The 23,920-nt window shown below is 70.5% G+C and carries 18 protein-coding genes; 10 read left to right on the top strand and 8 right to left on the bottom strand.

All coding sequences use genetic code 11. The features are described 5' to 3' along the window. Positions 1–57 precede the first annotated feature (57 nt). The 3 genes from ACSVDM_RS02445 to ACSVDM_RS02455 are packed head-to-tail and all read left to right on the top strand — an operon-like array spanning position 58 to position 2,239. Positions 58–855 (top strand): urease accessory protein UreF, encoded by a 798-nt coding sequence (locus ACSVDM_RS02445; protein WP_439262408.1) that lies wholly within the window; start codon positions 58–60, stop codon positions 853–855. Positions 856–876: 21 nt separating this feature from the next. Then, on the top strand, positions 877–1,584 hold the full coding sequence (ureG, locus tag ACSVDM_RS02450; protein WP_067635885.1) for an urease accessory protein UreG: 708 nt from the start codon (positions 877–879) through the stop codon (positions 1,582–1,584). After that, complete coding sequence (locus ACSVDM_RS02455) at positions 1,574–2,239, top strand: urease accessory protein UreD (protein ID WP_067491949.1); 666 nt, start codon at positions 1,574–1,576, stop codon at positions 2,237–2,239. The genes ureG and ACSVDM_RS02455 overlap by 11 nt, the downstream gene beginning before the upstream one ends. Positions 2,240–2,296: 57 nt before the next feature. On the opposite strand, the gene ACSVDM_RS02460 is transcribed toward ACSVDM_RS02455, so the two are convergent. From ACSVDM_RS02460 to ACSVDM_RS02475, 4 genes are all read right to left on the bottom strand, one after another. After that, entirely contained in the window at positions 2,297–3,130 is an 834-nt protein-coding gene (locus ACSVDM_RS02460; RefSeq protein WP_439262411.1) for a hypothetical protein, read from the bottom strand. A 178-nt stretch (positions 3,131–3,308) separates the two neighbouring features. Beyond that, a complete protein-coding gene (locus ACSVDM_RS02465) occupies positions 3,309–4,727 on the bottom strand; it encodes an NAD(P)/FAD-dependent oxidoreductase (protein WP_067491953.1) in 1,419 nt (472 codons plus the stop codon). Between the two features lie 60 nt (positions 4,728–4,787). Continuing rightward, positions 4,788–5,681 (bottom strand): tat pathway signal sequence, encoded by an 894-nt coding sequence (locus ACSVDM_RS02470; RefSeq protein WP_439262671.1) that lies wholly within the window; start codon positions 5,679–5,681, stop codon positions 4,788–4,790. Between the two features lie 77 nt (positions 5,682–5,758). After that, a complete protein-coding gene (locus ACSVDM_RS02475) occupies positions 5,759–5,965 on the bottom strand; it encodes a hypothetical protein (protein WP_439262413.1) in 207 nt (68 codons plus the stop codon). Between the two features lie 190 nt (positions 5,966–6,155). Between ACSVDM_RS02475 and recC the strand changes: the two genes are divergently transcribed. From recC to recD, 3 genes are all read left to right on the top strand, one after another. Beyond that, positions 6,156–9,497 carry an exodeoxyribonuclease V subunit gamma gene (recC, locus tag ACSVDM_RS02480; protein WP_439262415.1) on the top strand — a complete coding sequence of 1,114 codons (3,342 nt, stop codon included), beginning with the start codon at positions 6,156–6,158 and terminating at the stop codon, positions 9,495–9,497. Between the two features lie 88 nt (positions 9,498–9,585). Beyond that, complete coding sequence (locus ACSVDM_RS02485) at positions 9,586–12,948, top strand: UvrD-helicase domain-containing protein (protein WP_439262673.1); 3,363 nt, start codon at positions 9,586–9,588, stop codon at positions 12,946–12,948. A gap of 196 nt (positions 12,949–13,144) precedes the next feature. Beyond that, on the top strand, positions 13,145–15,157 hold the full coding sequence (gene recD / locus ACSVDM_RS02490; protein ID WP_439262417.1) for an exodeoxyribonuclease V subunit alpha: 2,013 nt from the start codon (positions 13,145–13,147) through the stop codon (positions 15,155–15,157). An 82-nt stretch (positions 15,158–15,239) separates the two neighbouring features. Here the strand turns inward: recD and ACSVDM_RS02495 are convergent, their stop codons facing one another. After that, on the bottom strand, positions 15,240–16,739 hold the full coding sequence (locus ACSVDM_RS02495) for a DUF4153 domain-containing protein (protein ID WP_439262675.1): 1,500 nt from the start codon (positions 16,737–16,739) through the stop codon (positions 15,240–15,242). On the opposite strand from ACSVDM_RS02495, the gene ACSVDM_RS02500 reads away from it, so the two are divergent. Next, entirely contained in the window at positions 16,642–17,382 is a 741-nt protein-coding gene (locus tag ACSVDM_RS02500; RefSeq protein WP_439262692.1) for a hypothetical protein, read from the top strand. The genes ACSVDM_RS02495 and ACSVDM_RS02500 overlap by 98 nt on opposite strands. Before the next feature lie 409 nt (positions 17,383–17,791). Here the strand turns inward: ACSVDM_RS02500 and ACSVDM_RS02505 are convergent, their stop codons facing one another. Together ACSVDM_RS02505 and ACSVDM_RS02510 are read right to left on the bottom strand one after the other, a co-directional pair. Further along, on the bottom strand, positions 17,792–18,799 hold the full coding sequence (locus ACSVDM_RS02505) for a HAMP domain-containing sensor histidine kinase (protein ID WP_439262677.1): 1,008 nt from the start codon (positions 18,797–18,799) through the stop codon (positions 17,792–17,794). A gap of 14 nt (positions 18,800–18,813) precedes the next feature. Beyond that, positions 18,814–19,503 (bottom strand): response regulator transcription factor, encoded by a 690-nt coding sequence (locus ACSVDM_RS02510; RefSeq protein ID WP_067635873.1) that lies wholly within the window; start codon positions 19,501–19,503, stop codon positions 18,814–18,816. A 245-nt stretch (positions 19,504–19,748) separates the two neighbouring features. On the opposite strand from ACSVDM_RS02510, the gene ACSVDM_RS02515 reads away from it, so the two are divergent. After that, a complete protein-coding gene (locus ACSVDM_RS02515; protein WP_439262419.1) occupies positions 19,749–20,696 on the top strand; it encodes a DMT family transporter in 948 nt (315 codons plus the stop codon). Here ACSVDM_RS02515 and ACSVDM_RS02520 read toward each other — a convergent pair. Beyond that, entirely contained in the window at positions 20,657–21,337 is a 681-nt protein-coding gene (locus ACSVDM_RS02520; RefSeq protein ID WP_067491967.1) for a TetR/AcrR family transcriptional regulator, read from the bottom strand. The genes ACSVDM_RS02515 and ACSVDM_RS02520 overlap by 40 nt on opposite strands. 144 nt (positions 21,338–21,481) lie before the next feature. Here ACSVDM_RS02520 and ACSVDM_RS02525 point away from each other — a divergent pair, with 144 nt between their 5' ends. Continuing rightward, positions 21,482–23,056, top strand: a complete 1,575-nt coding sequence (locus ACSVDM_RS02525; protein ID WP_225280795.1) for a succinic semialdehyde dehydrogenase — start codon at positions 21,482–21,484, stop codon at positions 23,054–23,056. A 30-nt stretch (positions 23,057–23,086) separates the two neighbouring features. Continuing rightward, entirely contained in the window at positions 23,087–23,914 is an 828-nt protein-coding gene (locus tag ACSVDM_RS02530; protein ID WP_067491971.1) for an SDR family NAD(P)-dependent oxidoreductase, read from the top strand. Positions 23,915–23,920: the final 6 nt, after the last annotated feature.

Consider the following 23,920-nt stretch of genomic DNA (forward strand, 5'->3'; position numbering starts at 1 on the left):
CTCGGTCGGAGTCGGCTCGCCGCGCGTCCTGGAGACGGCTTTGCATAGGATCGTCGGATGCGAAACGAGGGTGCGACGGGCCTGGCGACATTGCTCGCCCTCGCCGATTCGCGCCTGCCCATCGGCGGTCACGTGCATTCCGGTGGTGTGGAAGAGGCTGTGGCCTCGGGGCTGTTGCGCGACGCCGCGAGTGTCGAGCTCTACCTGCGCCGGCGCATCGCCACCACCGGACTGGTGACGGCGTCACTGGCCGCCGCGGTGTGCGCGGGCACGCTCGCCCCCGACCGTGCCGACCTCGAAACCGATGCTCGCACGCCATCTCCCGCCGCGCGCGCCGCGTCTCGCGCCCAGGGGCGCGGCCTTCTCAGACTCGCCAAACAGCTCTGGCCGAATCCGGTCGAAGCACGCTCGTCCGGCCGCACGGCGATGGTCGGCGACGACTCGCGGTCGGCGCACCACAGCGATCCGACCGATCTGCTCGATACCGGCACGCTGGGGAGCGGAGACAGCTTCGGGGGGCGGCCCGGCGAGAGCGCCTATTCGAATTGGGCGGCGGTCGGCCCCCGCCCGCACCTGTCGACAGTGTTCGGCATGGTCGGGCTGGCCTGCGGTGCCGACCCCCAGGAACTGGCGGGCGTCGTCGTCTACACCACCCTCACCGGTGCCGCGACCGCCGCCCAGCGCCTCCTCGCCCTCGACCCCGCCGCCATCGCGGCGAGCACACTGCGCCTGGCACCCCTGTGCGACCGGGTCGCCGCCGAGGCCGCCACGGGGTTGGCCGCACTGTCGGACCCGTTGCAGGACGCGCTGGCCGAACGTCACCTCCACCGCGACATGCCACTGTTCGCGTCCTGATCCCGAGATGAAGGAGTTCCCATGCCGCCGCACCTGATCGATGGTGAACCGCACGATCACAGCCACGACCGGCCCAAGCGCGATCGGGTTCCCGGTGAGGCGCTGCGCGTCGGCATCGGCGGCCCGGTCGGCTCGGGCAAGACCGCGCTGGTCGCGGCGCTGTGCAGGCAGCTGCGCGACGAGCTCTCGCTCGCGGTGCTGACCAACGACATCTACACCACCGAGGACGCCGACTTCCTGCGTCGCCACGCGGTGCTGCCCGACGAGCGGATCACCGCCGTGCAGACCGGCGGCTGCCCGCACACCGCCATCCGCGACGACATCACCGCCAACCTCGACGCCATCGACGACCTGGTCGCGGCCAACCCGCCGCTGGACCTGATCCTCGTCGAGTCCGGTGGCGACAACCTCACCGCCACCTTCTCTTCCGGCCTGATCGACGTGCAGATCTTCGTGATCGACGTGGCTGGCGGCGACAAGGTGCCGCGCAAGGGTGGCCCCGGTGTCACCTTCTCCGACCTGCTCGTGGTGAACAAGACCGACCTCGCCCCGCTGGTCGGCGCCGACCTCGGCGTGATGGAGCGTGACGCCGCCAAGGTGCGCGAGGGCAGGCCGACCGCCCTGATCTCGCTCACCGAGGACCCCGCCGCCACCCCCGTGCTCGCCTGGGTGCGTGAACAGTTGCGCGTGGTCGCCGAGCAGGACGCGGCCGCGGGCGTTGCGCACTGAACTGAGCATCGTCGCCGCACCGGGCCGCCTGCCGCGGATCGAGGCGATCGGCGGCCTGGCCGGGCGCCACACCGGCGCCGACACCGTGCACCTGATCGGCACCGCCGCCACCCCGCTCGGCGGGGACGAACTCGACATCCGGGTGGTCGTGCTGCCCGGCGCGCGGCTGGTGGTCCGCTCGGTCGCGGCGACGATCGCCCTGCCAAGCGTCGCGAACCCACGGTCGTCGGCGCGCTGGCACTTCGAGGTCGGAGCGGAGGCGGAACTGGATTTCGATCCGGAGCCGACGATCGTGGCGGGCGGGGCACATCATCACGCGGTCACCACGGTCGCGCTCGGCGCCGGGGCGCGCGTGCGATTGCGGGAACGGGTGCAGCTGGGTCGCAGCGGCGAGGACGGTGGCGGCTGGCGTGGTGACCTGATCGCCGATGTCGGGGAGGTGCCGCTGGTGCGCCACCGGCTCGAACTCGGGGCAGGCGCGTCGACCGACGATCGGCTGCGCGGACCGCGAGCACTCGACAGCGAACTGATCTACCCGGACGAACGTCCCGCCTGGTCCGACGGACTCGACACCGTCCGGCTGCCCTTGGCCGCTGGTGGCTCGCTCGCGACGAGTACGGGCGCGCGCCTGCGCGCTCCGGTAGCTGTCGGATAGCCGAAAGGTGGTAGGAGCCGGGCCTTCCCGACTCCCACCACCCGGTGCGTCCGACGATCAAGCGATGGACAGCTCCGCTTCCTCCGTGGCGTCGGCGCCTTGCGCGTCGACCGTGTCGGGTGTCATGCCGCGCGGCGGCGCGAGGAACCCGTTGGCGGCACCCACCGCGGCGCCGACTCCGGCCCCGACGATCGTGGCGGGCACCGACACGGCCATGTACCCGGCCATCCCGCCAAGGATCGGGCCCGCGACCAAACCCACCGGCAGGAACACCACGCCCGCGACCAACCCGGCCACGGCACCCACCGTGCTCGCCATCATCGCGGCCGGGATCGCCACGGTGGAACCGACCGCCGCGCCCCGTGCCGCCGTACCGATGGTCGACTCGGCGATCCGGTCCGAGCGGCTGCGCTCGAGCCCGACCGAGTCGAGGAAAGTCGCCAGATTCGCCTCGGTGTTGGCCGAGGCGTCGTTGATCTGGATCGACGTCTCGACCGGAACGAAGTCGGGCACCGGAACCTGCTGGTCACCGAAGCGGAACTGGCCCGGCGGCGGCAGGATCGGCGGAACCGGCGCCACCGCGGTCGGCAGATGCAGCGGGCCCACCGGAGACAGGTAATCGGTCTCCGGGCCCGTGCGTGCCCACGGCAGCGAGCTGCGCGTGTTCGCGGGTTTCGGCGCGGTCACGTATGGGGCGGCATTGGGCGCGACCGCGTCGTACTCCGGTGCGATCGGCTGCTGTTCGGGCTGCGTCACCGCCGCTTGCGCGGGATCGGCATTCGCGGTGCCCGTGCCGATCAGGGCCATGACCAGGGGTACCGCTCCCGCCGCGACGACCGAACCGACCTTCTGTCGCTGTGGGCTCGGCGCCCTGTGTTTCCCCGTCGCCATAGATCACCTTTCATCCGGGGGATTTGGTCACACATATGACCTCCGACATTCGGACCGGTGCCGTGGGCGGATGGGTCCGAAACGTCGGCAGCCCGCAATATCGGTGTGCCGGAAGGTAACCGGAGACGACAAAAGCCGGATGGTCCGAGTGAACCATCCGGCTTTTCGGGCAGGTGTACTACCCGGACTTGCGCTCGTCGATCTGTTTGCGCCCCGACGGCGGGGCGCCGAGGTGGGCGGCGAGTTCGTCGGCCTCGGAGACGTCGGAGTTGACCTCCTCGATCGCCAGGCGCGCGAACACCCACTGCTCGGTCGCCGCCATCTGACCGCGGTTGCGGCCGAGGAAGGACACGAACCAGCCGATCACGGTGACGATCCGGCTGCGGTAGCCGACCAGGTAGTACAGGTGCAGGGCCAGCCACGCGAGCCAGGCGAGGAACCCGCTGAACTCGAGCTTGCCGATCTGGCAGACCGCGTCGAAACGCGAGATGGTCGCCATCGAGCCCTTGTTGAAGTACTTGAACGGTTTGCGTTCGGCCGGGGTCTGCCCCTTCAGCCCGGCCTTGATGGCCTTGGCCGCATAGGTGGAACCCTGGATCGCGCCCTGGGCCTGACCCGGCACACCCGGCACCGACATCAGGTCGCCGACCACGAAGACGTTCGGATGACCCTTGACCGTCAGGTCGGGCTCGACGATGACGCGACCGGCCCGGTCCACCTCGGTGCCGTCGGAACGCTCGGCGATCATCTTGCCCAGCGGGCTGGCCTGCACGCCCGCCGACCACACCTTGCACATCGCCTCGATGCGGCGGGTGCTGCCGTCCTTGTCCTTGACGACAACGCCGTGCGCGTCGACATCGGTCACCATGGCGTTGAGCTGGATCTCCACGCCCATCTTCTCGAGCCGCTTGGCGGCCTTGGCACCCAGCTTCGGACCCATCGGGCCGAGCACCGCGCCCGCGCCCTCGAGCAGGATGACGCGCGCGTCGCGCGGGTCGATGGTGCGGAAGGTGCCGTCGAGGGTGCGGTCGGCGAGTTCGGCGATCTGCCCGGCCAGCTCGACACCCGTGGGGCCCGCGCCGACGACGATGAAGGTCAGCAGCCGGTCGCGTTCCTCCTGGGTTTCGGCCAGCTCGGCCTGCTCGAAGGCGCCGAGGATGCGGGCACGCAATTCCAGGGCGTCGTCGATGGTCTTCATGCCGGGCGCGTAGGTGGCGAAGTGGTCGTTACCGAAGTAGGACTGCTGCGCGCCGGTGGCGACGATGAGGCTGTCGTAGGGGGTCACCGTGTCGCGGTTGAGCAGGCGCGAGGTGACCGTCTGGTTCTTCAGGTCGACGTCGATCACGTCGCCCATCAGCACCTGCGCGTTCTTCTGTTTGCGCAGCACGAGCCGGGTGGCCGGGGCGATCTCGCCCGTGGACAGGATGCCCGTCGCCACCTGGTACAGCAGCGGCTGGAACAGGTGGGTCGAGGTCTTGGAGATCAGCGTGACATCGACATCGGCCCTGCGCAGGTGCCGGGTGCCGAACAACCCGCCGAACCCGGATCCGATCACCACCACGCGGTGCCGCTGGTTCCCGACAGACTGAGTGCTCATCGTCCTGACTCCTCGGCTGACTGGGGTGATTACAGAACCGACCTTACGGGACGTGCCGCCTCAGCGACCCGCAAGGAGCAGCTGGGCGACCTTGGTGTCGGTCTCGGCGCCCTCGGTGTAGCCGCCGTCGGCGCCGAGCGCGTTCATGATGGCCAGGGTATAGCGCTCGCCCTCACCCGCGACGCCGACCGAGTTGACCACCCAGCCGTCGGCCTCGGCCGACCAGCCGTTCTTCAGGCCGGGACGCATCGCCGCACCGGCGCCCCACACACCCCAGTGCTGGTTGGAGTCGACCGAGCGCATCCGGTCGAGCAGGTAGGCCAGATCGTCGGGGTGCATGGTGTCGAGGATGGTGTTCATCAGCCGGTCCAGGTCGGCGGCGGTGCACTTCTGGAACGACCAGTCCGGGAACAGCGCGGTGTTGGTCGGCTGCGGGATCAGGCTGACCATGCCGTACGCGCGGAAGGCGTTGTTGTAGGCCATCCGGTCGAAGCCGATGTACTTGTGCCACAGCACATCCGTCGCCTGGTCGTTGGACGTGGCGAGCATCGCCTCGATATTGCCCCGGTCCTCCGGCGACAGCGCGATGGCGCCGACGCGGGCCCGGTTGAGCAGGTCGGCGGCGATGGCCAGCTTGATCGTCGAGGCGGTCCACACCTGGTTCTCGGCGTGTTCGTTGGCGTAGATGCCGCCGGTGACGCGGTCGCGCAGCACGTAGCCGACGACGCCGGGACGGCCGGCCAGGTAGCTGTTCACGCGCGCGATCCGCGAACTCATGTCGCAGTCGAACCCGGACAGGCACGCCTGGGTGAGGACCGGCGCGGCCTGCGCGGTGGCGGTGAGTACGGGGACGCCCGGGGTGAGGGCGGCCGCGACGGCGAGGAGACAAGCTGTTGCTGCGACCCGGGAAACGACGCGGGTGGCGGGGGAACGGTCACGCACGAGGCACCACACTGGCACATCGGCGGCCCGGGCGCACCCTTCGCTGCCGAATCGTCACAAATCGGCCTTGTGGCACAGCGGGATTGCGATCAGTGATGCGCGGCGTGCGGGGTGGCGATGGGGCAGCCGTTGAGCCGGTGGCAGTGCTCGAACGCCTCGCAGTGGCGATCGAGGGGCCAGGTGTGCAGCACCTGGTCGGGGCCGTATCGCCGGGAATTGATGAGTTCCCAGCGGGCGCCTGCGCGGCGGACGACGAATCCGCCGTCGGGAACCAGGGCAATCACCTGCGCGATCATGAACCGAACCCGCCTTTCGTACTGCGGCCGAACCGTCCCACCCGAGCCAGCAGAGTCCCACGCCCCGGTTTCGTCCCGGCGCAGGCGTGGCCGGTAACGCGTTGCAGTGTGGTCTATTTCACTAGCTCTTGCCGGGGGTGCGGGCGGGGTCGCATGATTGCGGGTCGGTCGCTGGGCGTATAAACGACGGATGCCGTTGCACCTCCATCGCGCCGAACGCGCCGACGCGCTGGCCGACGGTCTCGGGCAGGTGCTCGCGGTTGCGCCCGGTGATCCTTTCGCCACCGAGGTGGTCGCCGTTCCCGCGAAAGGTGTCGAGCGCTGGCTGGCGCAACGGTTGTCCGGTGTGCTCGGTGTGGGTGGCGCAGGCGACGGGGTAGCCGCCAATATCTCCTTCCCGTCACCTGCCGCGCTGGTCGCCGACGTGCTGGCCGCCGCGAACGGGATCACCGCCGAGGACGACCCGTGGTCCGGGCAGCGGGTGGTGTGGTCGGTGCTGCGGGTGATCGACGAGGTGGCCGCCGAACCGTGGGCGGCGGTGCTGGCCCGCCATCTCGGGTTGCCCGGCGGCGATCACCGGCTCGGCAGGCGCTATTCGACCGCCGCCCACCTGGCCGCCCTGTTCGACTCCTACGCCGCCCAGCGCCCGCGCGTGCTGCTCGACTGGGTCGCTGGCGTCGACGGCGACGGTGCGGGCGGCCCGGTGCCCGACGACCTGGCGTGGCAGCCGAAGCTGTGGCGCGCGCTGCGCACGGCCATCGGCTCCCCGAGCCCCGCCGAACGCCTCGCCGACGCCTGCGCCCGGCTGCGCACCGACCCCGCGTCCGTCGACCTGCCCGAGCGCCTGTCGCTGTTCGGCCTCACCCGGTTGCCCGCCGACCAGCTCGCCGTCTTCACCGCCCTCGCCGCCCATCGCGATGTGCACCTGTGGCTGGCACATCCGAGTCCGGTGCTGTGGATGGCACTCGCCGATGCTGCCGGGCACGGTGGCACCGGCGACGCATCGTCGCCTCGGTCTGCCGATCGGACCGCGGATCACGTTTCGCACCCCTTGCTCGCCGGTCTCGGCCGTGACGTCCGGGAGCTGGAGCAGCGTCTGAAACCGTTGCTGGACAGCGATAGTCATCTCCCGGCGCGACTCGATTCGACGACGCTGCTCGGCCGGGTGCAGTGCGCGATCCGCGACGACCGTGCCCCGGAGGCGGGGGTGGTGCCGGACGGCAGTATCGAGGTGCACGCCTGTCACGGTGCGGCCCGGCAGGTGGAGGTGCTGCGGGATCTGTTGCTGCGCACGTTCACCGCCGATCCGACGCTGGAACCGCGCGATGTGCTCATCATGTGCCCCGACGTGGAGGCCTATGCCCCGCTGGTGCGGGCGGCCTTCGGGCAGCGCGGGTCGGGCACCGGGGATCAGCCGGTCGCTGGTGAGCATCCGGCCCATCAGTTGCGGGTGCGGTTGGCGGACCGGGGCCGGGCGGTGACCAACCCGATGTTGGCGGTGGTGATCGATCTGCTCGAACTGGCCGACGGGCGCGTCACCGTGACGCAGGTCCTCGACCTGGCCGCCGCCGAAAGCGTGCGCCGCCGTTGCGGTTTCGACGACGACGACATCGAACGGCTGCGTGGCTGGGCCGCCGAGTCCGGTGCGCGCTGGGGTATCGGGCAGCGCCAGCGGGAGGCGTTCGGCCTGGCCGATTTCGCCCAGAACACCCTCAACGCCGCCGTGGACCGCATCCTGCTCGGCGTCACCGCCGACGAGTCCGGTGACGACTGGCTCGACCTTGCCCTGCCCCTCGACGATGTCGACTCCAACGACGTCGACCTCGCGGGGCGCTTCGCCGAGTTCGTCGACCGGGTCGCGGTCTGCCTGCGCGACCTGCGCGGTCCCCGGCCCGCCGCGCAGTGGACGGCGGTGCTGCTGCGCGCGCTCGAGCTGCTCACCGATGTGCCGGACTCCTACGCCTGGATCCGGGCCGAAGCGCGCCGCGAGATCGTCGCCGCCACCGAGCACGCGGGTGACGCGCCGCTGCGGCTGGCCGATGTCGCGGTGCTGCTGACCTCCCGGCTCGCGGGCGCACCCGGGCGCGCCAACTTCCGCACCGGTGAGCTCACGGTGTGCTCGCTGGTCCCCATGCGATCGGTACCGCACCGGGTGGTGGTGCTGCTCGGCCTCGACGACGACATCTTCCCGCGTACCGGCAGCGCCGACGGCGACGACCTGCTGGCCCGCGACCCGCTGATCGGTGAACGCGACGCCCGCAGCGAGGACCGGCAACTGCTGCTCGACGCGATCATGGCCGCCACCGAACAGCTGCTGGTGCTGCACACCGGCGCCGACCCGGTCACCGGCGCACCCCGCCCGCCCGCTGTCCCGGTGGCCGAACTGCTCGACGTGCTCGCCACCCACGTGGGCTCGGCCGCGATGTCCGACGTGCACATCCGGCATCCGCTCCAGGCCTTCGACCGGCGCAATTTCGCACCGGAGCGCCCACGCAGCTTCGACACCGTCGCCCTCGCGGGCGCCCGGGCTGCCGCGCGTCCGTCCCGCCCGCGCCCACCGCTGCTCGCCGAACCACTCCCGCCCGCCCCGCCCGCGGACGTGGCACTGGCCGAACTGATCGCGTTCGCCGAACACCCGGTGCGCGCGTTCCTGTGGCAGCGGCTCGGGTTGCGGGTCCCCGAGGAATCCGAGGACATCGCCGACCAATTGCCCATCGAACTCGACGGCCTGGCCAAATGGGACCTGGGGGAGCGGATGCTCACCGCCCGCCTCACCGGCGCCGACCCGGCGGGCCTGCGCGCGGCCGAATGGCGACGGGGGACGTTGCCGCCCTTCGGTTTCGGCACCCGCGTGCTCGACGAGGTGGAGGGCACGGTCGACACCATCGTGCGCACCGCGCTGCCGGACTACGAGGCGAGCCCGCGAGCGGTGGACATCGCCGTCGACCTGGGCAACGGCCGAACCCTCGCCGGTACCGTCCCCGAAGTTCGTGGCGAAACCCTCGTCCGCACCACGTATTCCCGCCTGGCCCCCAAACATCGTCTGGCAGCGTGGGTTTCGCTGCTCGCGCTGGCCGCTACCGAGGACCGGTCGTGGCGGGCGATCAGTACCGGCCGCGGCCAGTTCCGCAGCCGCCCGGTCGCCCGGTCGATCATCACCGCACCCGAACCACCTGCGGCACTGTCGATCCTGCGCGATCTGGTCCGTCTGCGTGACGAGGGCCTGTGCGAACCGCTGCCCGTCGCACCCACCGCTACCGCCGCCTACGCCGAGCGTCGCTTCCGTGGCGACAGCGTGGCCGACGCCCTGTTCGCCGCCGAACACGCCTTCGACGGCGGCCCCAACGGCCCGGACAAATTCGGTGACCACACCGACCGCTACCTGCGCTACATCTGGGGCCGTGCACCACGTTTCGAGCAGCTGATCGCGGAACCCGCCCGCCCCGGCGAGCCGGAGAGCACCCGCTTCGGTGCCATCGCCCGCCGCTGGTGGGGCCCGTTGCTCGCCGCCGAAAGTCAGGGGCAACCATGAAGACATCGCTGCCCGTGGGGGCGCTGTGGGCGACCGAGGCGGGCTGGGCACGAGCCGGTTGGTACGAGGGGCCGAAGCGGTGACCGGGATGATGTCGGCCCCGCCGACCGAGGCATTCGATGCGGCTGGTCCGTTGCCGCAGGGCACCACCGTGCTCGAGGCGAGCGCGGGCACCGGCAAAACCCATGCGATCGTCGGGCTGGCGGTGCGGTACGTGGCCGAGCAGGGGATCTCGATCACCGAACTGCTGCTGGTGACGTTCAGTCGCGCCGCCACCCAGGAACTGCGCGAACGCACCAGGGACCGGTTCGTCACCGTGGCCACCGCACTGGCCGAACCCGCTGCCGCACAGGCGCATCCTGACGAACTCGTGCGCGCCCTCGCCGCCGCCGATCCGGCGACGGTGCGGCTGCGCCGCCGTCGGCTGCTCTCCGCTCTCGCCGATTTCGACGCGGGCACCATCGCCACCACCCACTCGTTCTGTCAGCGCATGCTCGACGAACTCGGCCTGGCGGGCGAACACGACCCCGGCGCGCGGCTGGTCGAATCGGTCGACGACCTCGTCGCCACCGTCACCGACGACCTGTACCTGGCCCGCTACGCCCGCGACCGCGCCCCCTTCACCCTGCGCGACGCGCACATCCTCGCGCTGGCCGCCGTCCACGACCGGCACGCCGAACTCGCGCCACGCACCGAGGGCGCCGCGGGCGAACGGGTGGCGTTCGCGACCGCGGTGCGCGCCGAAACCGACCGCCGCAAACGCCGTGCGGGACTGCGTGACTTCGACGATCTGCTCGTGCTGCTGCACGACGTGCTCGCCGACCCGGTGCACGGTCCCGCGGCCTGTGCCCGCATCCGCGAGCGCTACCGGGTCGCGCTCGTCGACGAATTCCAGGACACCGACCCGCTGCAGTGGGACATCCTGCGCCGAGCCTTCCACGAACACGCCACCATGGTGCTGGTCGGCGACCCGAAACAGGCCATCTACGCCTTCCGCGGCGCGGAGGTGCTCAGCTACCTCGACGCGGTGGCGCACGCCCGCCAGCGCAGCGAACTCACCCGCAACTGGCGCAGCGACGCCGGACTGCTGCGCGCGATCGATCACCTCTGTGGCGGCGCGGAACTCGGTCATCCGGAGATCAGCGTGTACCCGGTCGCCGCGACCCGCGCCGACACCCGGCTGCACGGTGACCCGGAAGTCGTCACCCCGTTGCGGCTGCGGGTACTGCCGCGCACCGGTGCTGGGCCGCGGAACAAGTCGGGATTCCCGTCGGTCGGCAGGCAGCGCGCGAAGGTAGCCGAGGATCTCGCCGCCGACATCGTCACGCTGCTCGAATCCGGCACAAGCATCGAGGCCAAACCCGAACGCGGCGCGGATTATTCGCTCACCGAGGTCGGCGACGGCCGGGTGCGCAGACCGATCGGGCCCGGCGACATCGCGGTCCTGGTGCGCACCCGCACCCAGATCGACGTGGTGCGCACCGCGCTGGACCGGGTCGGTGTGGCCTCGGTACTCGCCGGTGGCACAAGTGTTTTCGCGACCCCTGCCGCCACCGACTGGTTGTGGGTGCTGCGCGCACTCGAGCAACCCCATCGCGGTGACCGGGTGCGGTTGGCGGCCTGCACACCGATCCTCGGCGTCACGCTCGCCGAGATCGATGCCGGTGGGGCCGATCTCGTCGGCCGGATCTCCACACAGCTGCGTGAGGCGGCCCGGCTCTTCGCCCGCGCCGGATTCGCCGCCGTCTTCGACAAACTGGCGACCGAAACCGAACTCGCGCCCCGACTGCTCGCCGTCGACAACGGCGAGCGCGAACTCACCGACCTGCGCCACCTGGCCGGTCTCCTCGACGAAGTGGCCCACACCGAAGGGCTCGGTCTGACCGCCCTCACCCGCTGGCTGGCCGACCGGGTCCGCGACCCGGAGGCGGGTTCGGTGAGCGGGCGCAGCCGCCGCCTCGACCGCGACGCCGCCGCCGTGCAGATCGCCACGGTGCACGCCAGCAAGGGACTCGAATTCCCCATCGTGTACCTGCCTTTCGCGTGGGACAGTGCCAAGAACCCCTACCCGGCGACCTTGCTGTTCCACGACGACAACGGCACCCGGGTGCTCGACATCGGCGGCAAGGACGCCCCCGGTTACGGCGAACGCCAATTGCGCTGTGAGGCCGAGGAATCCGGCGAGGAGCTGCGGCTGCTGTACGTGGCGGCGACCAGGGCGATGTGCCAGGTGGTCACCTGGTGGGCGCCCGCCGTCACCACGGGTGCCGCGCCGCTGCACCGGATGATCCTCGGCCGCCGTCCCGGCGCGTCGCAGGTACCCCGACGTGCCGAGATCCCCGCCGACGCGGCTGCCCTGCAACGCCTTTCGGAATGGGCAGCCCCGGCCGCCGACGTGATCTCGGTGACGGCGGTCGACCGCCCCGAGAACGTGGCCCCGCGACGGGTACGCACCGAACTACCCACCGGTGAGTTGGCAGCCGCCGAATTCGACCGGCCCCTCGACCAGCTGTGGCGACGCACCTCCTACTCGGCCCTCACCGCGGGCGCGCACGATCTGGCCTCGGTCAACGACAGCGAACCCGAGGACGGGCCCGGTCCCGACGACGAACCGGACACCCCGCCGCTCGACGTGCCGACGGTGGTCGCGGCGGCGCCCTCGCTGATGAACGCCCTGCCCTACGGTGCCGAATTCGGCACCCTCGTGCACGGCGTGCTCGAAACGGTCGACACCTCCGTCACCGACCTCGCCGCCGAGGTGCGCATGCGGTGTGCCGAAGCGGTCGAGCACACCATGGCCGAACTCGATGTCGAACTGCTGTCGGAGGCGTTGTTCCAAGTCCTGCGCACGCCGACCGATTTCGGCTCGCTGGCCCGGATCCCGACCGGGGACCGGCTCAACGAGCTCGAATTCGAACTACCGCTCGGCGGCGGTGACGACCCGCGCGGCCGGGCCGCCACCCTGCGCGATATCGCCGCCCTGCTGCGCACCCACCTTCCGCCGGACGACGACCTGGCAGGCTATGCCGATCACCTCGCAGCCTTGCCCGAGACGGTGCTGCGCGGTTATTTGACCGGCAGTATCGACGCCGTGCTGCGGGTCCCCGGCGACGGTGAATTCCAGTACGTGATCGTCGACTACAAAACCAACCGGCTCGGCACCGGCGACCTCACTGTCGAGCACTACCGTCGCGAACACATGCTCGCGGAAATGATCCGCTCCCACTACCCGTTGCAGGCGTTGCTGTATGCCGTCGCGCTGCACCGCTATCTGCGCTGGCGCCTCCCGAACTACGACCCGACCCGCCACCTCGGCGGCGCCCGCTACCTGTTCGTCCGAGGCATGATCGGCGCCGACACCCCACCCGGCCACGGCGTCTTCGACTGGTACCCACCCGCCGAACTCGTTGTGGCACTGTCGGACCTGCTCGCCGGGGAGGGCCGTCGATGATCGGCGCAGTTATCTCCGCCGTGTGCACCCGGTCGACCGGCGCCCGAGGATCCGCACCGACGGACCCGGGCGCGTATCGGGGAGTGCACCCGCACCTTCGGCCCGACCCGGTTGTGCGGCCGTCGGGGGATGACTGCACCTGCGACGAAGACGAGCGTCCTGCCGATGGGCAGCGGATCGGTGGGAGGGCGAGAAGGTGACATCGATTCAGGTGGCGCAGCGGGGGACCGGGCTGCTGCGGGTCTTCAACGAGGCAGGTGTGCTGTCGGCTGCCGACGTGCATGTGGCTGTGCGGTTGGGGCGGCTCGGGCGTGAGGACAGTGAGGACGTGTTGTTCGCGGCGGCGCTCGCCGTGCGCGCGGTGCGGTCGGGATCGGTGTGTCTCGAGCTGGCGCGGATGCGTGAGATCGGTGTCGACGCCGACGAAAGTCGTGATGGCGTGACCGGAATCGACCCCGCGACGCTGCCGTGGCCGGAGACGGACCGGGTGCTCACGGCGCTGCGGGCCAGTCCGCTCGTGCAGGGTGGTCAGGCCGGACCGTTGCGTCCGCTGCGGGTGGTCGAGGCCGATGCCGACGGTGGGGCGCTGCTCTACCTCGACCGCTACTACCAGCAGGAACAGACGCTGCGCCGGGCACTCGTCGAACGCAGCGCCGACCACCCCGTCGTCGACACCGCCCTCGTGCGTACCGAACTCGACCGCCTGTTCGCCGACCCTCTCGGCGAAGGCCCCGATCGGCAACGCCTCGCCGCCGCGCTGGCCGCCACCCACTGGACCACCGTCGTCGCCGGCGGTCCCGGGACCGGCAAGACCCACACGATCGCCCGTATCCTCGCCCTGCTCTCGGCACACCGCCGGGCCACTCCCAAACTGCCCGCCCTGCGTATCGCCCTGGCCGCCCCCACCGGGAAAGCGGCCGCCCGCCTGCAGGAAGCCGTGCGTGACCAAGCCGCCGAACTCGGCCTCCCCGAGCTCACCGCGTCCACCCTGCACCGCCTGCTCGGCTGGCAACGCGGCCGCACCACCCGTTTCCGTCACCACGCCCACAACCGCCTGCCCTACGACGTGGTGGTCGTCGACGAAACCTCCATGGTCTCGCTCACGATGATGAGCCACCTGTTCTCGGCCCTGCGCCCCGACACCCGCCTCATCCTCGTCGGTGACCCCGACCAGCTCGCCTCCGTCGACGCGGGTGCCGTCCTGGCCGACCTCGTCGCGGGCCCGGTCGTCGGCGTCCCGAACCCGGCCCTGCGCGAACTCCTCACGTCCGACACCGGGTCAGCATCCGCTGCCGCTCGCGCGGGGGAGGAGACCGCCTCCGCCGATGACTCTGCCGTTGTGACCGATGCGGTGGCAAGAACCCCTGCCGGTGATGGGGGAAGCGTTTCTGCGAATCCGGCTGGGCAGGATGTCGATTCGCTCAGTGCGCTGGAGATGCGGCGTCTGCAGGGCGGCATCGTCCGGCTGACCCGTGGGCGGCGCTTCGGTGGGCGGATCGCGGATCTGGCTGTCGCCGTTCGAGCGGGCGACGCCGATGCGGCGTTGGCGATTCTGCGCGCCGGGGGCGACGACGTATCACTGTGTGGCCCTGACGATATCCGTGCGGTGCGCGCCGATGTGACCACCGCCGCGCTCGCTGTCACGGAGGCGGCGGAAGCCGGTGACGCGGTCGGTGCGCTCGGCGCGCTGGAATCACATCGTCTGCTCTGCGCGCATCGGCAGGGCCCGTTCGGTGTGGAGCGGTGGGACCGGATGGCGGCCGAATGGGCGGCTGCCGGTGGCGCGGGACCCGAAGGGCCGCAAGCGGTGTGGTATCCGGGTCAACCGCTGCTCGTCACCGCCAACGACCACGAGGCGCGCATCTACAACGGCGACACCGGTGTCATCATCCGCCGACCCGACGGTTCCCTGCGGGCCGCCCTGCAACGCGGCAGCGAGCCCTACCTCGTGCATCCCACCCAATTCCCCTCGGTCGTCACGGTTTTCGCGATGACCATCCACCGCAGCCAGGGCAGCCAGTACGGCACCGTCTCGGTGGTCCTGCCCGAACCCGAATCCACGCTCCTCACCAGGGAACTCCTCTACACCGCGATCACCCGCGCTCGCACCCACGTGCGCATCATCGGTACCGAGGACGCTATCCGCGCCGCCATCGCCCGCCGCGTCCTGCGCGCCAGCGGTCTTACCCGCACCACCCTCGCCACCTGACGTCCGATCCAGATCACCACGCTCTGATGCCGGGATTTCGGGCCGAAACCCGCCGTCAGAGCGTGGTGATCGAGTGTCCAGGTCAGCGGGCGGAGCTGCGGGACAGGTTCCAGGCCCACCAGGGGTCGTCGTCGAGGCCTCTGCGGATGCTCGGCTCGATCTGGGCGCGCAGGGGGTCGGGCAGACCCTCCAGTGCCGGGAGGATATCGGGGGACAGGGACGTCAGGTAGTCGGCGTCGAGCCGCCCGTTCTGTTCCCAGCGGGCGATATTACGTTCGGCGACAAGATATTCGGGGTTGATCGCCGCGAGCGCGAGGAGCGTGGCGAGGGCGGTGCCGACGGCCGCGCGCGGCACCCAGCTCCAGCGCAACCGCGCGATCGCGACCAGCATCAGCACGTACAGCAACCCGACCCACAGCTCGCACATCGACACCAGCAGACGCAGCACCGTGAACCCGTAGGCCTGCTGATAGGTCCACATGCGGCCGAGCGCGGAGACGACGATGATCAGCGTCAGCAGGCTCACCACACCGAGCAGTACGCGCACCCACAGTCGGTCGGCGGCGGTGTCCTTGGCCGAGAAGTGCAGGACAGCGGCGATCACGGCCAGGGCGAGGATGCTCACCGCCGACAGCTGCCAGAACCCGCTGCGCGCGTATTCGGCGTAGGTGAGTCCCGCGGTGCGCTGCACGTAATCGTCGCCGCCGAAGAGGGCGACGAACTGGCCGCCGAGGAACACCCCGAACAACACCGCAAGCACCGCGACCGGCAACGCCCACTCACTGCGCGTCCACAGCCGGCTCGGCCGTCCGGCATCGCCCGCGGCGGGCAGTGGTCCGGCCAGCAGATACAGCGCACCCAACGCGCCCATCCCCAGCACGGCGAACATGAACAGCCACTCCCAGGCGGCGGCCGAGTCCACCTCGGGCACCAGCCCGCTCAACAGCGTCGCGAACGTCGCGTCGGCCCCACCGAGCAGCGGCACGAACACCACGAGCAGCGCTGCCGTCGCGGCCACCGAAGCCCCGTACCGCCGTACCCGCGACAACTCGCTCGTCCCGGCCTGCCGCACCCCCGAAAACGCCCACGGCACAGCGACGAACGACTCGACCGGCACCGCGATCATGTCGAACCACACACCCCGCGTACTCCGCCGCCCCAACACCGCGAACGACCCAGCCACACAGGCCCCGATCACACACCACGCGAACAACCACCCCGCCGCCCGAACAGCCCCGACCCCCAACAGAACCAACGCCACCCCGACCCACCAACCACGCCCCCACCGCAACGCCACCCGCTGCACCACCCCCACAACCGAACTCCCACCAGCTGCCCGACTCGTAGCGGCTGCCGGTTCCGGTGTGGGCTTCACGCTCGGACTGACACTTTCGCGCGGACTCGCACCGAATTCCGCACTCGCAATTGGGCCGCCGTCACCCGGGCTCGTGCCCGCATTCGCACCGGCACCCGCAGGAGTCTCGGTGCTCGCGCTCGCGGCGGTGTTGGTGTCGGCATCTGATTTCGCGGCTGCGCTCGTAGCGGTATCCGAGCGTGCGCCGGGCGTCGCTGCGGCCGGCATCGAGGGCGTGATGGCCTTCGTCTGCTCGGTCGGGGAATCGTGGGCGACTCGGGTGCCGGGCACACTCGGTGCCGCCGTCGTGTCGGCGGCTGCCATCGGCCTCTCGCGAAGGCTCGCTGAATCGCCCTCGGACGCACCAGGAATTCGCTCCGGCGTTTGCGTCGAACTTCTGCGCGCCCGCTGGTCGACGGCGCAGAGGGTGGCGGTGATGGCGGTGCCGGTGAGGAGCCAGCCGATGCCGGGGCGGTCGGTGGGGATCACCGTGGCGCCGATGACGCCGACGAGCGCTGCGGCCGGAAGGACGCCGGAGGGGCGGGCGACGCGGCGCCAGCGCGGTGGGGTCGGGGGACGTGGTGGCGCTGCCGTATGCCGAATGGGTGACATCGGTTCCACGGCGGCTGCCTGCCAGCCGGATGTCCAGGACGGGGGAGTGGAACTGCCCGATGCCGACCGGCCTGCGGGGGATGTCGTCTGCTCGACCACGGTGCCTGGTGGTCCGTTGGGCGCGGCCCTATCGGGTGCGGCGGTCGAATCGGACTGGACAGGTTCGCGCGCCTGGGCGGTGGTGTCAGCGCCGAAATCGGCAGTTGCAGTGTCCGAATCACGGGACTGCGCGGTATCGGACGGCTTATTGCCCTTCTGAGAGAGCAGCGCCGTGGTGGCGGCGGCCTGTGCGATGATCGCGGGGACAACAGAATCCGCGGTCGAATCGCCGGAATCGGCGCCATGGTGCGTCGCTCCGAGCCCGCTCTGCTCCTTCGCGCCGGGTGGGGCGGCATCGGGTTTCGCCTCGGATCGGGCGGTGTCTGGCACGGCGATAGTGACGGGGCCGGCCTCTGGGCTGGGCTGGGCTCGGCCCTCGGGTGTGGCGGGCGCGGGAGAGTCTCCGCGATCCGCACCTGACCCGGCAGCGTCTGCCGGATTCGGTGTGGGAGTCGAAAGTTCGTTGTCCTCGCCGGAAGGTTCCGTGGTCGATTTCGTCATGTTTCCCCTCGAAAATAGGTGTGCTCGTCCACCCCCGGGACCAGTGGTCGGGGGGTGATGTGCGGGTGTCAGGAAGTGGGCAGGACTACCCGGATGCTCGAGCCGGGGTCGGCCACCGCGATCGTGCCGCCGTGTAGGTCGACGACCCAGCGGGCGATGGCGAGGCCGAGCCCGGTACCGCCGCCGTCGGTGCGCCCGCCCCGGGTGAAGCGGTCGAAGACGGTGGCGCGGTCGGCTTCCGGGATGCCGGGGCCGTCGTCCTGGATCTCGAGGACCACCGTGTCGACACCTGCGCGGGCCGTCACGTGTACCTCACCGCCGGCGGGCCCGTGCCGGGCGGCGTTGTCGAGGAGGTTGAACAGCACCTGGTGCAGCCGGGCGCGATCGCCGAGGACCACCGCGTCGGCCGGCTCGACCGTCGTGGTGAACCGCACCCCGCGACCGAGCGCGGCCGTCATCACCTCGGCCTCGGCAATGGCCTCCGTCAGAAGTGTTGTCAGCGGAAGGGTTTCGCGATCCAGGGGACTGGCCCCTGCCTCGATGCTCGACAGGTCGAGTAGTTCGGCGACGAGCAACCCGAGCCGTTCGGTCTGTGCCAGCGCGGTGCGCAGGGTGGCCGGGTCGGGGTCGCTCACCCCGTCGACGATGTTCTCCAGGACGGCGTGCAGCGCGGTGACCGGTGTGCGCAATTCGTGCGACACATTCGCGATGAGATCGCGGCGCTGCCGATCGGCGGCGGCCAGATCGGCGGCCATCTGATTGAACGCGGTCGCCAGCTGGCCCACCTCGTCCCGCGACGACGCCCGCACCCGGAAACTGTAGTCGCCCTGCGCCATTCGCCGGGCCGCCGCCGTCATCTCGCGCAGCGGCCGGGTGATGCCGTGCGCGAGGATCTGCGAGGTGACCAACGCGATGAACATGGCGGTGAGGGTGGTGAATGTCGGCAACCAGCCGATCCGGAACCAGAAGTAGGCGAACGCCACCGCACCCGAACACACCATCAGCACAGCGAGTTTCAGCTTGATCGAGCGCAGCGGGTCGAGCGGGCGGGGCAACCGGTCGGCGATCCGGTCCAGCGCGGTCGGCACGCTCATCGTGCGTCCAGGGCGTAGCCGACACCGTGCACGGTGCGGATGAGGTCGGCACCGAGCTTGCGCCGCAAGGCTTTCACGTGTGAATCCACCGCCCGGGTGCCCGCCGCGTCCGACCAGTCCCAGATGTCCTCCAGCAACCGCTCCCTGGCCAGCACCGCACGCGGCCGCTGCGCCAACCGGGTGAGCAGATCGAATTCCAGCGGGGTGAGCCGTGCTTCGGTCTCGCCCCGCCACACCCGGCGCTCGGCGAGGTCGATCCGCAGATCACCGACGACGATGCTGCTGTCACCGCGGTCGGCGGCCCGCTCCACCCGCCGCAGCAGCGCGTGCACCCGGGCGGCAAGCACCCGCATGGAGAACGGCTTGGTCAGATAGTCGTCGGCGCCGACGCCGAGCCCGATCAGCTGGTCGGTCTCGTCGGTGCGGGCGGTGAGCATCAGCACCGGAACCGAACGCTCGGCCTGGATCCGTCGGCACACCTCGAGTCCGTCGAAGCCGGGCAGCATCACATCGAGCACCACCAGATCCGGTTCCCCCGCCGCCGCGGCGGCCACGGCCGCCGGACCGTCGTGCGCCAGATCCACGGTGAATCCCTCGGCGCGCAAACGCGCCGCCACCGACTCGGCGATCGTCACCTCGTCGTCGACGACGAGGACCCGCCGCGCCGTACCCCCACTGAGTTCCATGCTGCGACCCTAGCGACCGGGTGTGGAGGGTTCCGTCGCCAAATGTGGAGATTGTGTGTGGAGTACCCTCGGCCGGGTGAACCCGCGTTTCCGCTGCACCCCGCCGCCCACCTCCTGAGCGAGGTGCCCCCGCGCGCCGCCGCGCGGGTCGGCAGGCCCCCGCCGTCGGGTCGACGGCACAGCGGTTCCGCATGTCCGCACCTCGCTTCTCGCGACCACTCATTCCTTCTGTCGCAGGAGCTTTCATGTCTTCTCTTCTTGCCGGGCGAGCGTCCCGGCCCATCGCACCCCGCCGGGCAGGGATCACCGAACTCGTTCTCGCGGGCGTCCTGTGGGGGACCGGCGGACTGCTCGGCACTGTGGTCCAGCGCGGGACGGGACTGTCGCCGGTTGCGGTCGCCACTGTGCGGCTGGCGGTCGGCGGCCTGCTGCTGCTCGGGCTGTGCGTGCTCACTCGGCGCGCGATACCGCGCGGTGGACCAGCCTGGCGCCGCATCGCCGCGATCGCCCTGCTCGCACCGATTTTCCAGGGCTGCTATTTCGGTGCCGTGGCGCTGTCGTCGGTGAGCCTGGCGACGCTGCTCACCATCGGCATGTCCCCGGTGATCGTCGCCGGGCTCGAATACCTCACCGGCCGGCAACGCCTCGATACAGGCCGCGCGGCAGGCATCGCCCTCGCACTCCTCGGCCTCGTCCTGCTCGTCGGAACTCCGGGTGCGGGCGGTTCCGGGGTGCTGATCGGTGCGGCGCTCGCCGTCGCCGCGGCGTCGGCATTCGCGCTGCTCACACTGGTCTCGGCGGCCGAGGTGCCGGGCCTGGACCCGGTGACCGCCACCGGAGTCGGATTCACCATCGGCGCGATTGTGCTCGCCGTCCCGGCCGTTCTCACCACCCGAGCCGTCGAACTCGCCCCCGGCTCGGTGGTGACGATTCTCGCGCTCGGACTGTTCCCCACCGCGATCGCGTACACGCTGTACTTCCGCGGTCTCACCGGTGTCGGCGCGGGAACAGGTGCACTGCTCGCCCTGCTCGAGCCACTCACCGGCACTCTGCTGGCGGTGCTGGTGCTCGCCGAACGCCTGTCGCCGATGGGCTGGCTCGGTGCGGCTTTGCTGTCGGTCGCGCTCGTCGCGGCGAGCCGCCCGCAGCGTACTCAGGAATCCGGGAACAGGCCGGGCAGTTCCATCGCGTAGGCGAGGTCGTCGCGGGTGCCGAGGGTGACCAGCAGGATGCGGATCATGGTCACCCTCGCCTCCGACACCAGGATCGGGTCAGGATCGCTGCCCGGCTCGGCATCGGCCGTGAGCCGGTAGACCACGTACTCGCACACGTGCAGCGCCGCGTCCAGATCGAGCGGGGCGGGCACCGTACGGCCGAGCTCGCCGAACGTCTTGCGCACCAGATCCCGGATGTCGTCGAGCGCGCGTTCGCGATAGGCCGACACCGGCGAACCCGGATCGTGCAACTCGGCGAACAACGGTCGCAGCATCGCACCGTGCCCGCGCGCCCAGTCCACATAGGCGTCGATGAGCCGGATGCCCAACTGCACCGGCTCGTCGGTCCCGGCCAGCGCCGCGCTGATCCCACCGACCAGCCCGTCGTTGCTCGCGTCGAGCACCGCGCGCAGCGGCTCGGCGGCATTGCTGAAGTACCGGTAGAAGGTCGGCCGCGCCAGACCCGCCTGCTCGATGATCTGAGCGACGCTCAACCCGCGCGAACCGTTGCGCGCGAACACCGCCGCGGTCGCCTCGACGATCCGGGCACGCACTTCCTCGGCCTGCTCCTGGGTCTGCGGTGGCCTACCGCGACGCACCGACGTCGCCTCCTCGGTCATCGCACCTCCACTCCGTCGGCGAACTCGCTGCCGAAAGCTTGACACGAACCCGGGCCCACGCATTAATCTAACACCAGTGTTCAGCAAATAGCCGAATATCCGCGCCTGCACCGCGCGACCACCTGGTGAGGAGAAGGGCCGACAATGACGACCGCCCCTGAATTGACCGCCGAACCGACCGCGCTGCCGAAAACGCTGGTCAAGCCTCTGTTCGACCGGGCCGTCGCCGGTGGCGCACCGTCGGTCGAGGTCTTCGCTCCCGCTACCGGCCACAAGATCGGTGACCTGCCCCAGTCCTCGATCGCCGATATCGACCGTGCGTTCGCCGTCGCCCGGCACGCGCAGCGCGACTGGGCCAAGGTGCCGGTCAAGCAGCGCGTCGAGATCGTCCGCCGCTTCCACGACATCGTGCTCGCCGAGCAGGAGACGGTGCTCGACATCGTGCAGACCGAGACAGGCAAGTCGCGCCCGCACGCCTTCGACGAGGTCGCCGATGTCGCGCTGAACTCTCGCTACTACGCCGCCGTCGCCCCCAAACTGCTGGCCGACCGCAAGCCGCGCGGTGTGCTCCCGGTGCTCACCGCCGTCGATGTGCACAACCGCCCCAAGGGCGTCGTCGCGGTGATCTCGCCGTGGAACTACCCCCTCGCCTTGTCGGCCTCCGACGCCCTGCCCGCCCTGATCGCCGGCAACGCGGTGATCGCGCGCCCCGACAACCAGACCGCGCTGTCGGCCCTGTGGGCCATCGACGCCGCCGAGCGCGCGGGCCTGCCCCGTGGGCTGTGGCAGGCGGTGCTCGGTCGCGGCCGCGAGATCGGCGGCGACGTGATCGCCCGCGCCGACTACGTCGACTACACCGGGTCCAGCGCCACCGGCCGCACCATCGCCCAGCAGGCGGGTGAACGCCTGATCGGCTACTCGCTCGAGCTCGGCGGCAAGAACCCGCTGCTCGTGCTCGCCGACGCCGACGTGTCCAAGGCCGCGAAAGTGGCTGTGCGCGCGTGCTTCTCCTCGGCCGGCCAGCTGTGTGAATCGATGGAACGCATCTACGTCGACGCCTCGGTCTACGACCAGTTCGTCGCCGAATTCGTCGGCAACGTCAAGAACATGTCGCTCGGCGGTGAACTCGACTACAGCCGCGACATGGGTTCGCTGACCTTCCAGCGCCAGCTCGACACCGTCACCGCCCACGTGGACGACGCGGTCGCCAAGGGCGCCAAGGTGCTCGCCGGTGGCCGTCCCCGCCCCGACCTCGGCCCCTACTTCTACGAGCCGACCGTGCTGGTGGACGTGGCTCCCGGCATGACGGTCTACCGCGAGGAGACCTTCGGCCCGGTCGTCTCGGTCTACAAGGTGAACTCCGACGAAGACGCCATCGAGGCGGCCAACGACACCGCCTACGGCCTCAACGCCAGCGTGTGGAGCCGCGACGTGGACCGGGCACGCGAGGTCGCGGCACGGATCAACGCCGGATCGGTGAACGTCAACGACGGCTTCGCCGCCGCGTGGGGCAGCATCGACGCACCCTCGGGTGGTCTCGGGATCTCGGGTCAGGGCCGTCGTCACGGCCCCGAGGGCCTGCTGAAGTACGTCGACACCCAGACCGTCGCGGTGCAGCGTGTGCTGCCGATCGGGCCGCTGCCCGGTATGTCCGAGCAGCTGTGGGCCAAGACGATGACGCTGGTTCTCGGTGCCATGAAGACGCTGCGCCAGAAGTAGCGCGCACGAACGAGCAGGGGTAGGTAGCAGATGAAGATGGAATCGGTCGCGGGCAAGCGGGTGCTGGTCACCGGCGCCGCCATGGGTCTCGGCAAGCTGTTCGCCGAGCACGCGGTGCGTGAGGGCGCCGACGCGGTGGTGCTGTGGGACATCAACGAGATCGCCTTGCGCGAGACCGCCGCACAGCTGTCCGCTCAGGGCGGCAAGGTGCATCAGTACGTGGTCGACGTGTCGTCGCAGGACTCCATCCGCGAGAACGCCGAGGCGGTGCGCAAGGAGATCGGCGGCATCGACATCCTGGTCAACAATGCCGGGATCGTGCGCGGCAACACCTACTTCTGGGAAACCGAGAACCGCGCCGACATCGACAAGACCATGGCGATCAACTCGCTGGCCCCGATGTACGTCACCCTCGAGTTCCTGCCCGGCATGGTGGCCGGTGCCGGTCAGGCGCGCATCCTCAACATCGCGTCCTCGGCCGGTCTGGTCGCCAACCCGCGCATGGCGGTGTACGCGGCGTCGAAGTGGGCGGCGCTCGGCTGGTCGGATTCGGTGCGGCTCGAGCTCGAGCAGGCCGGCCACGACCACGTGAAGGTGACCACGGTCTGTCCCACCTACATCAACACCGGCATGTTCGACGGCGCCAAGGGCATCCTGTTCACCCCCATGCTCGAGCAGAACGACGTCGTCGACACCTCGTGGCGGGAGATGAAGAACGGCGGCGCGCTGGTGGTGCTGCCGTGGACCTCGCGGATGAATCGCGCGCTCACCGGCCTGCTGCCGATCAAGATCCGCGACCTGTACCTCAACGCGGTCGGTGTGTACCACTCGATGGATCAGTTCACCGGGCGTAAGTAGCCGTCG

The organism is Nocardia sp. JW2, from assembly GCF_051843015.1.
In the GTDB taxonomy this organism is placed as follows: Bacteria; Actinomycetota; Actinomycetes; order Mycobacteriales; family Mycobacteriaceae; genus Nocardia; species Nocardia coubleae.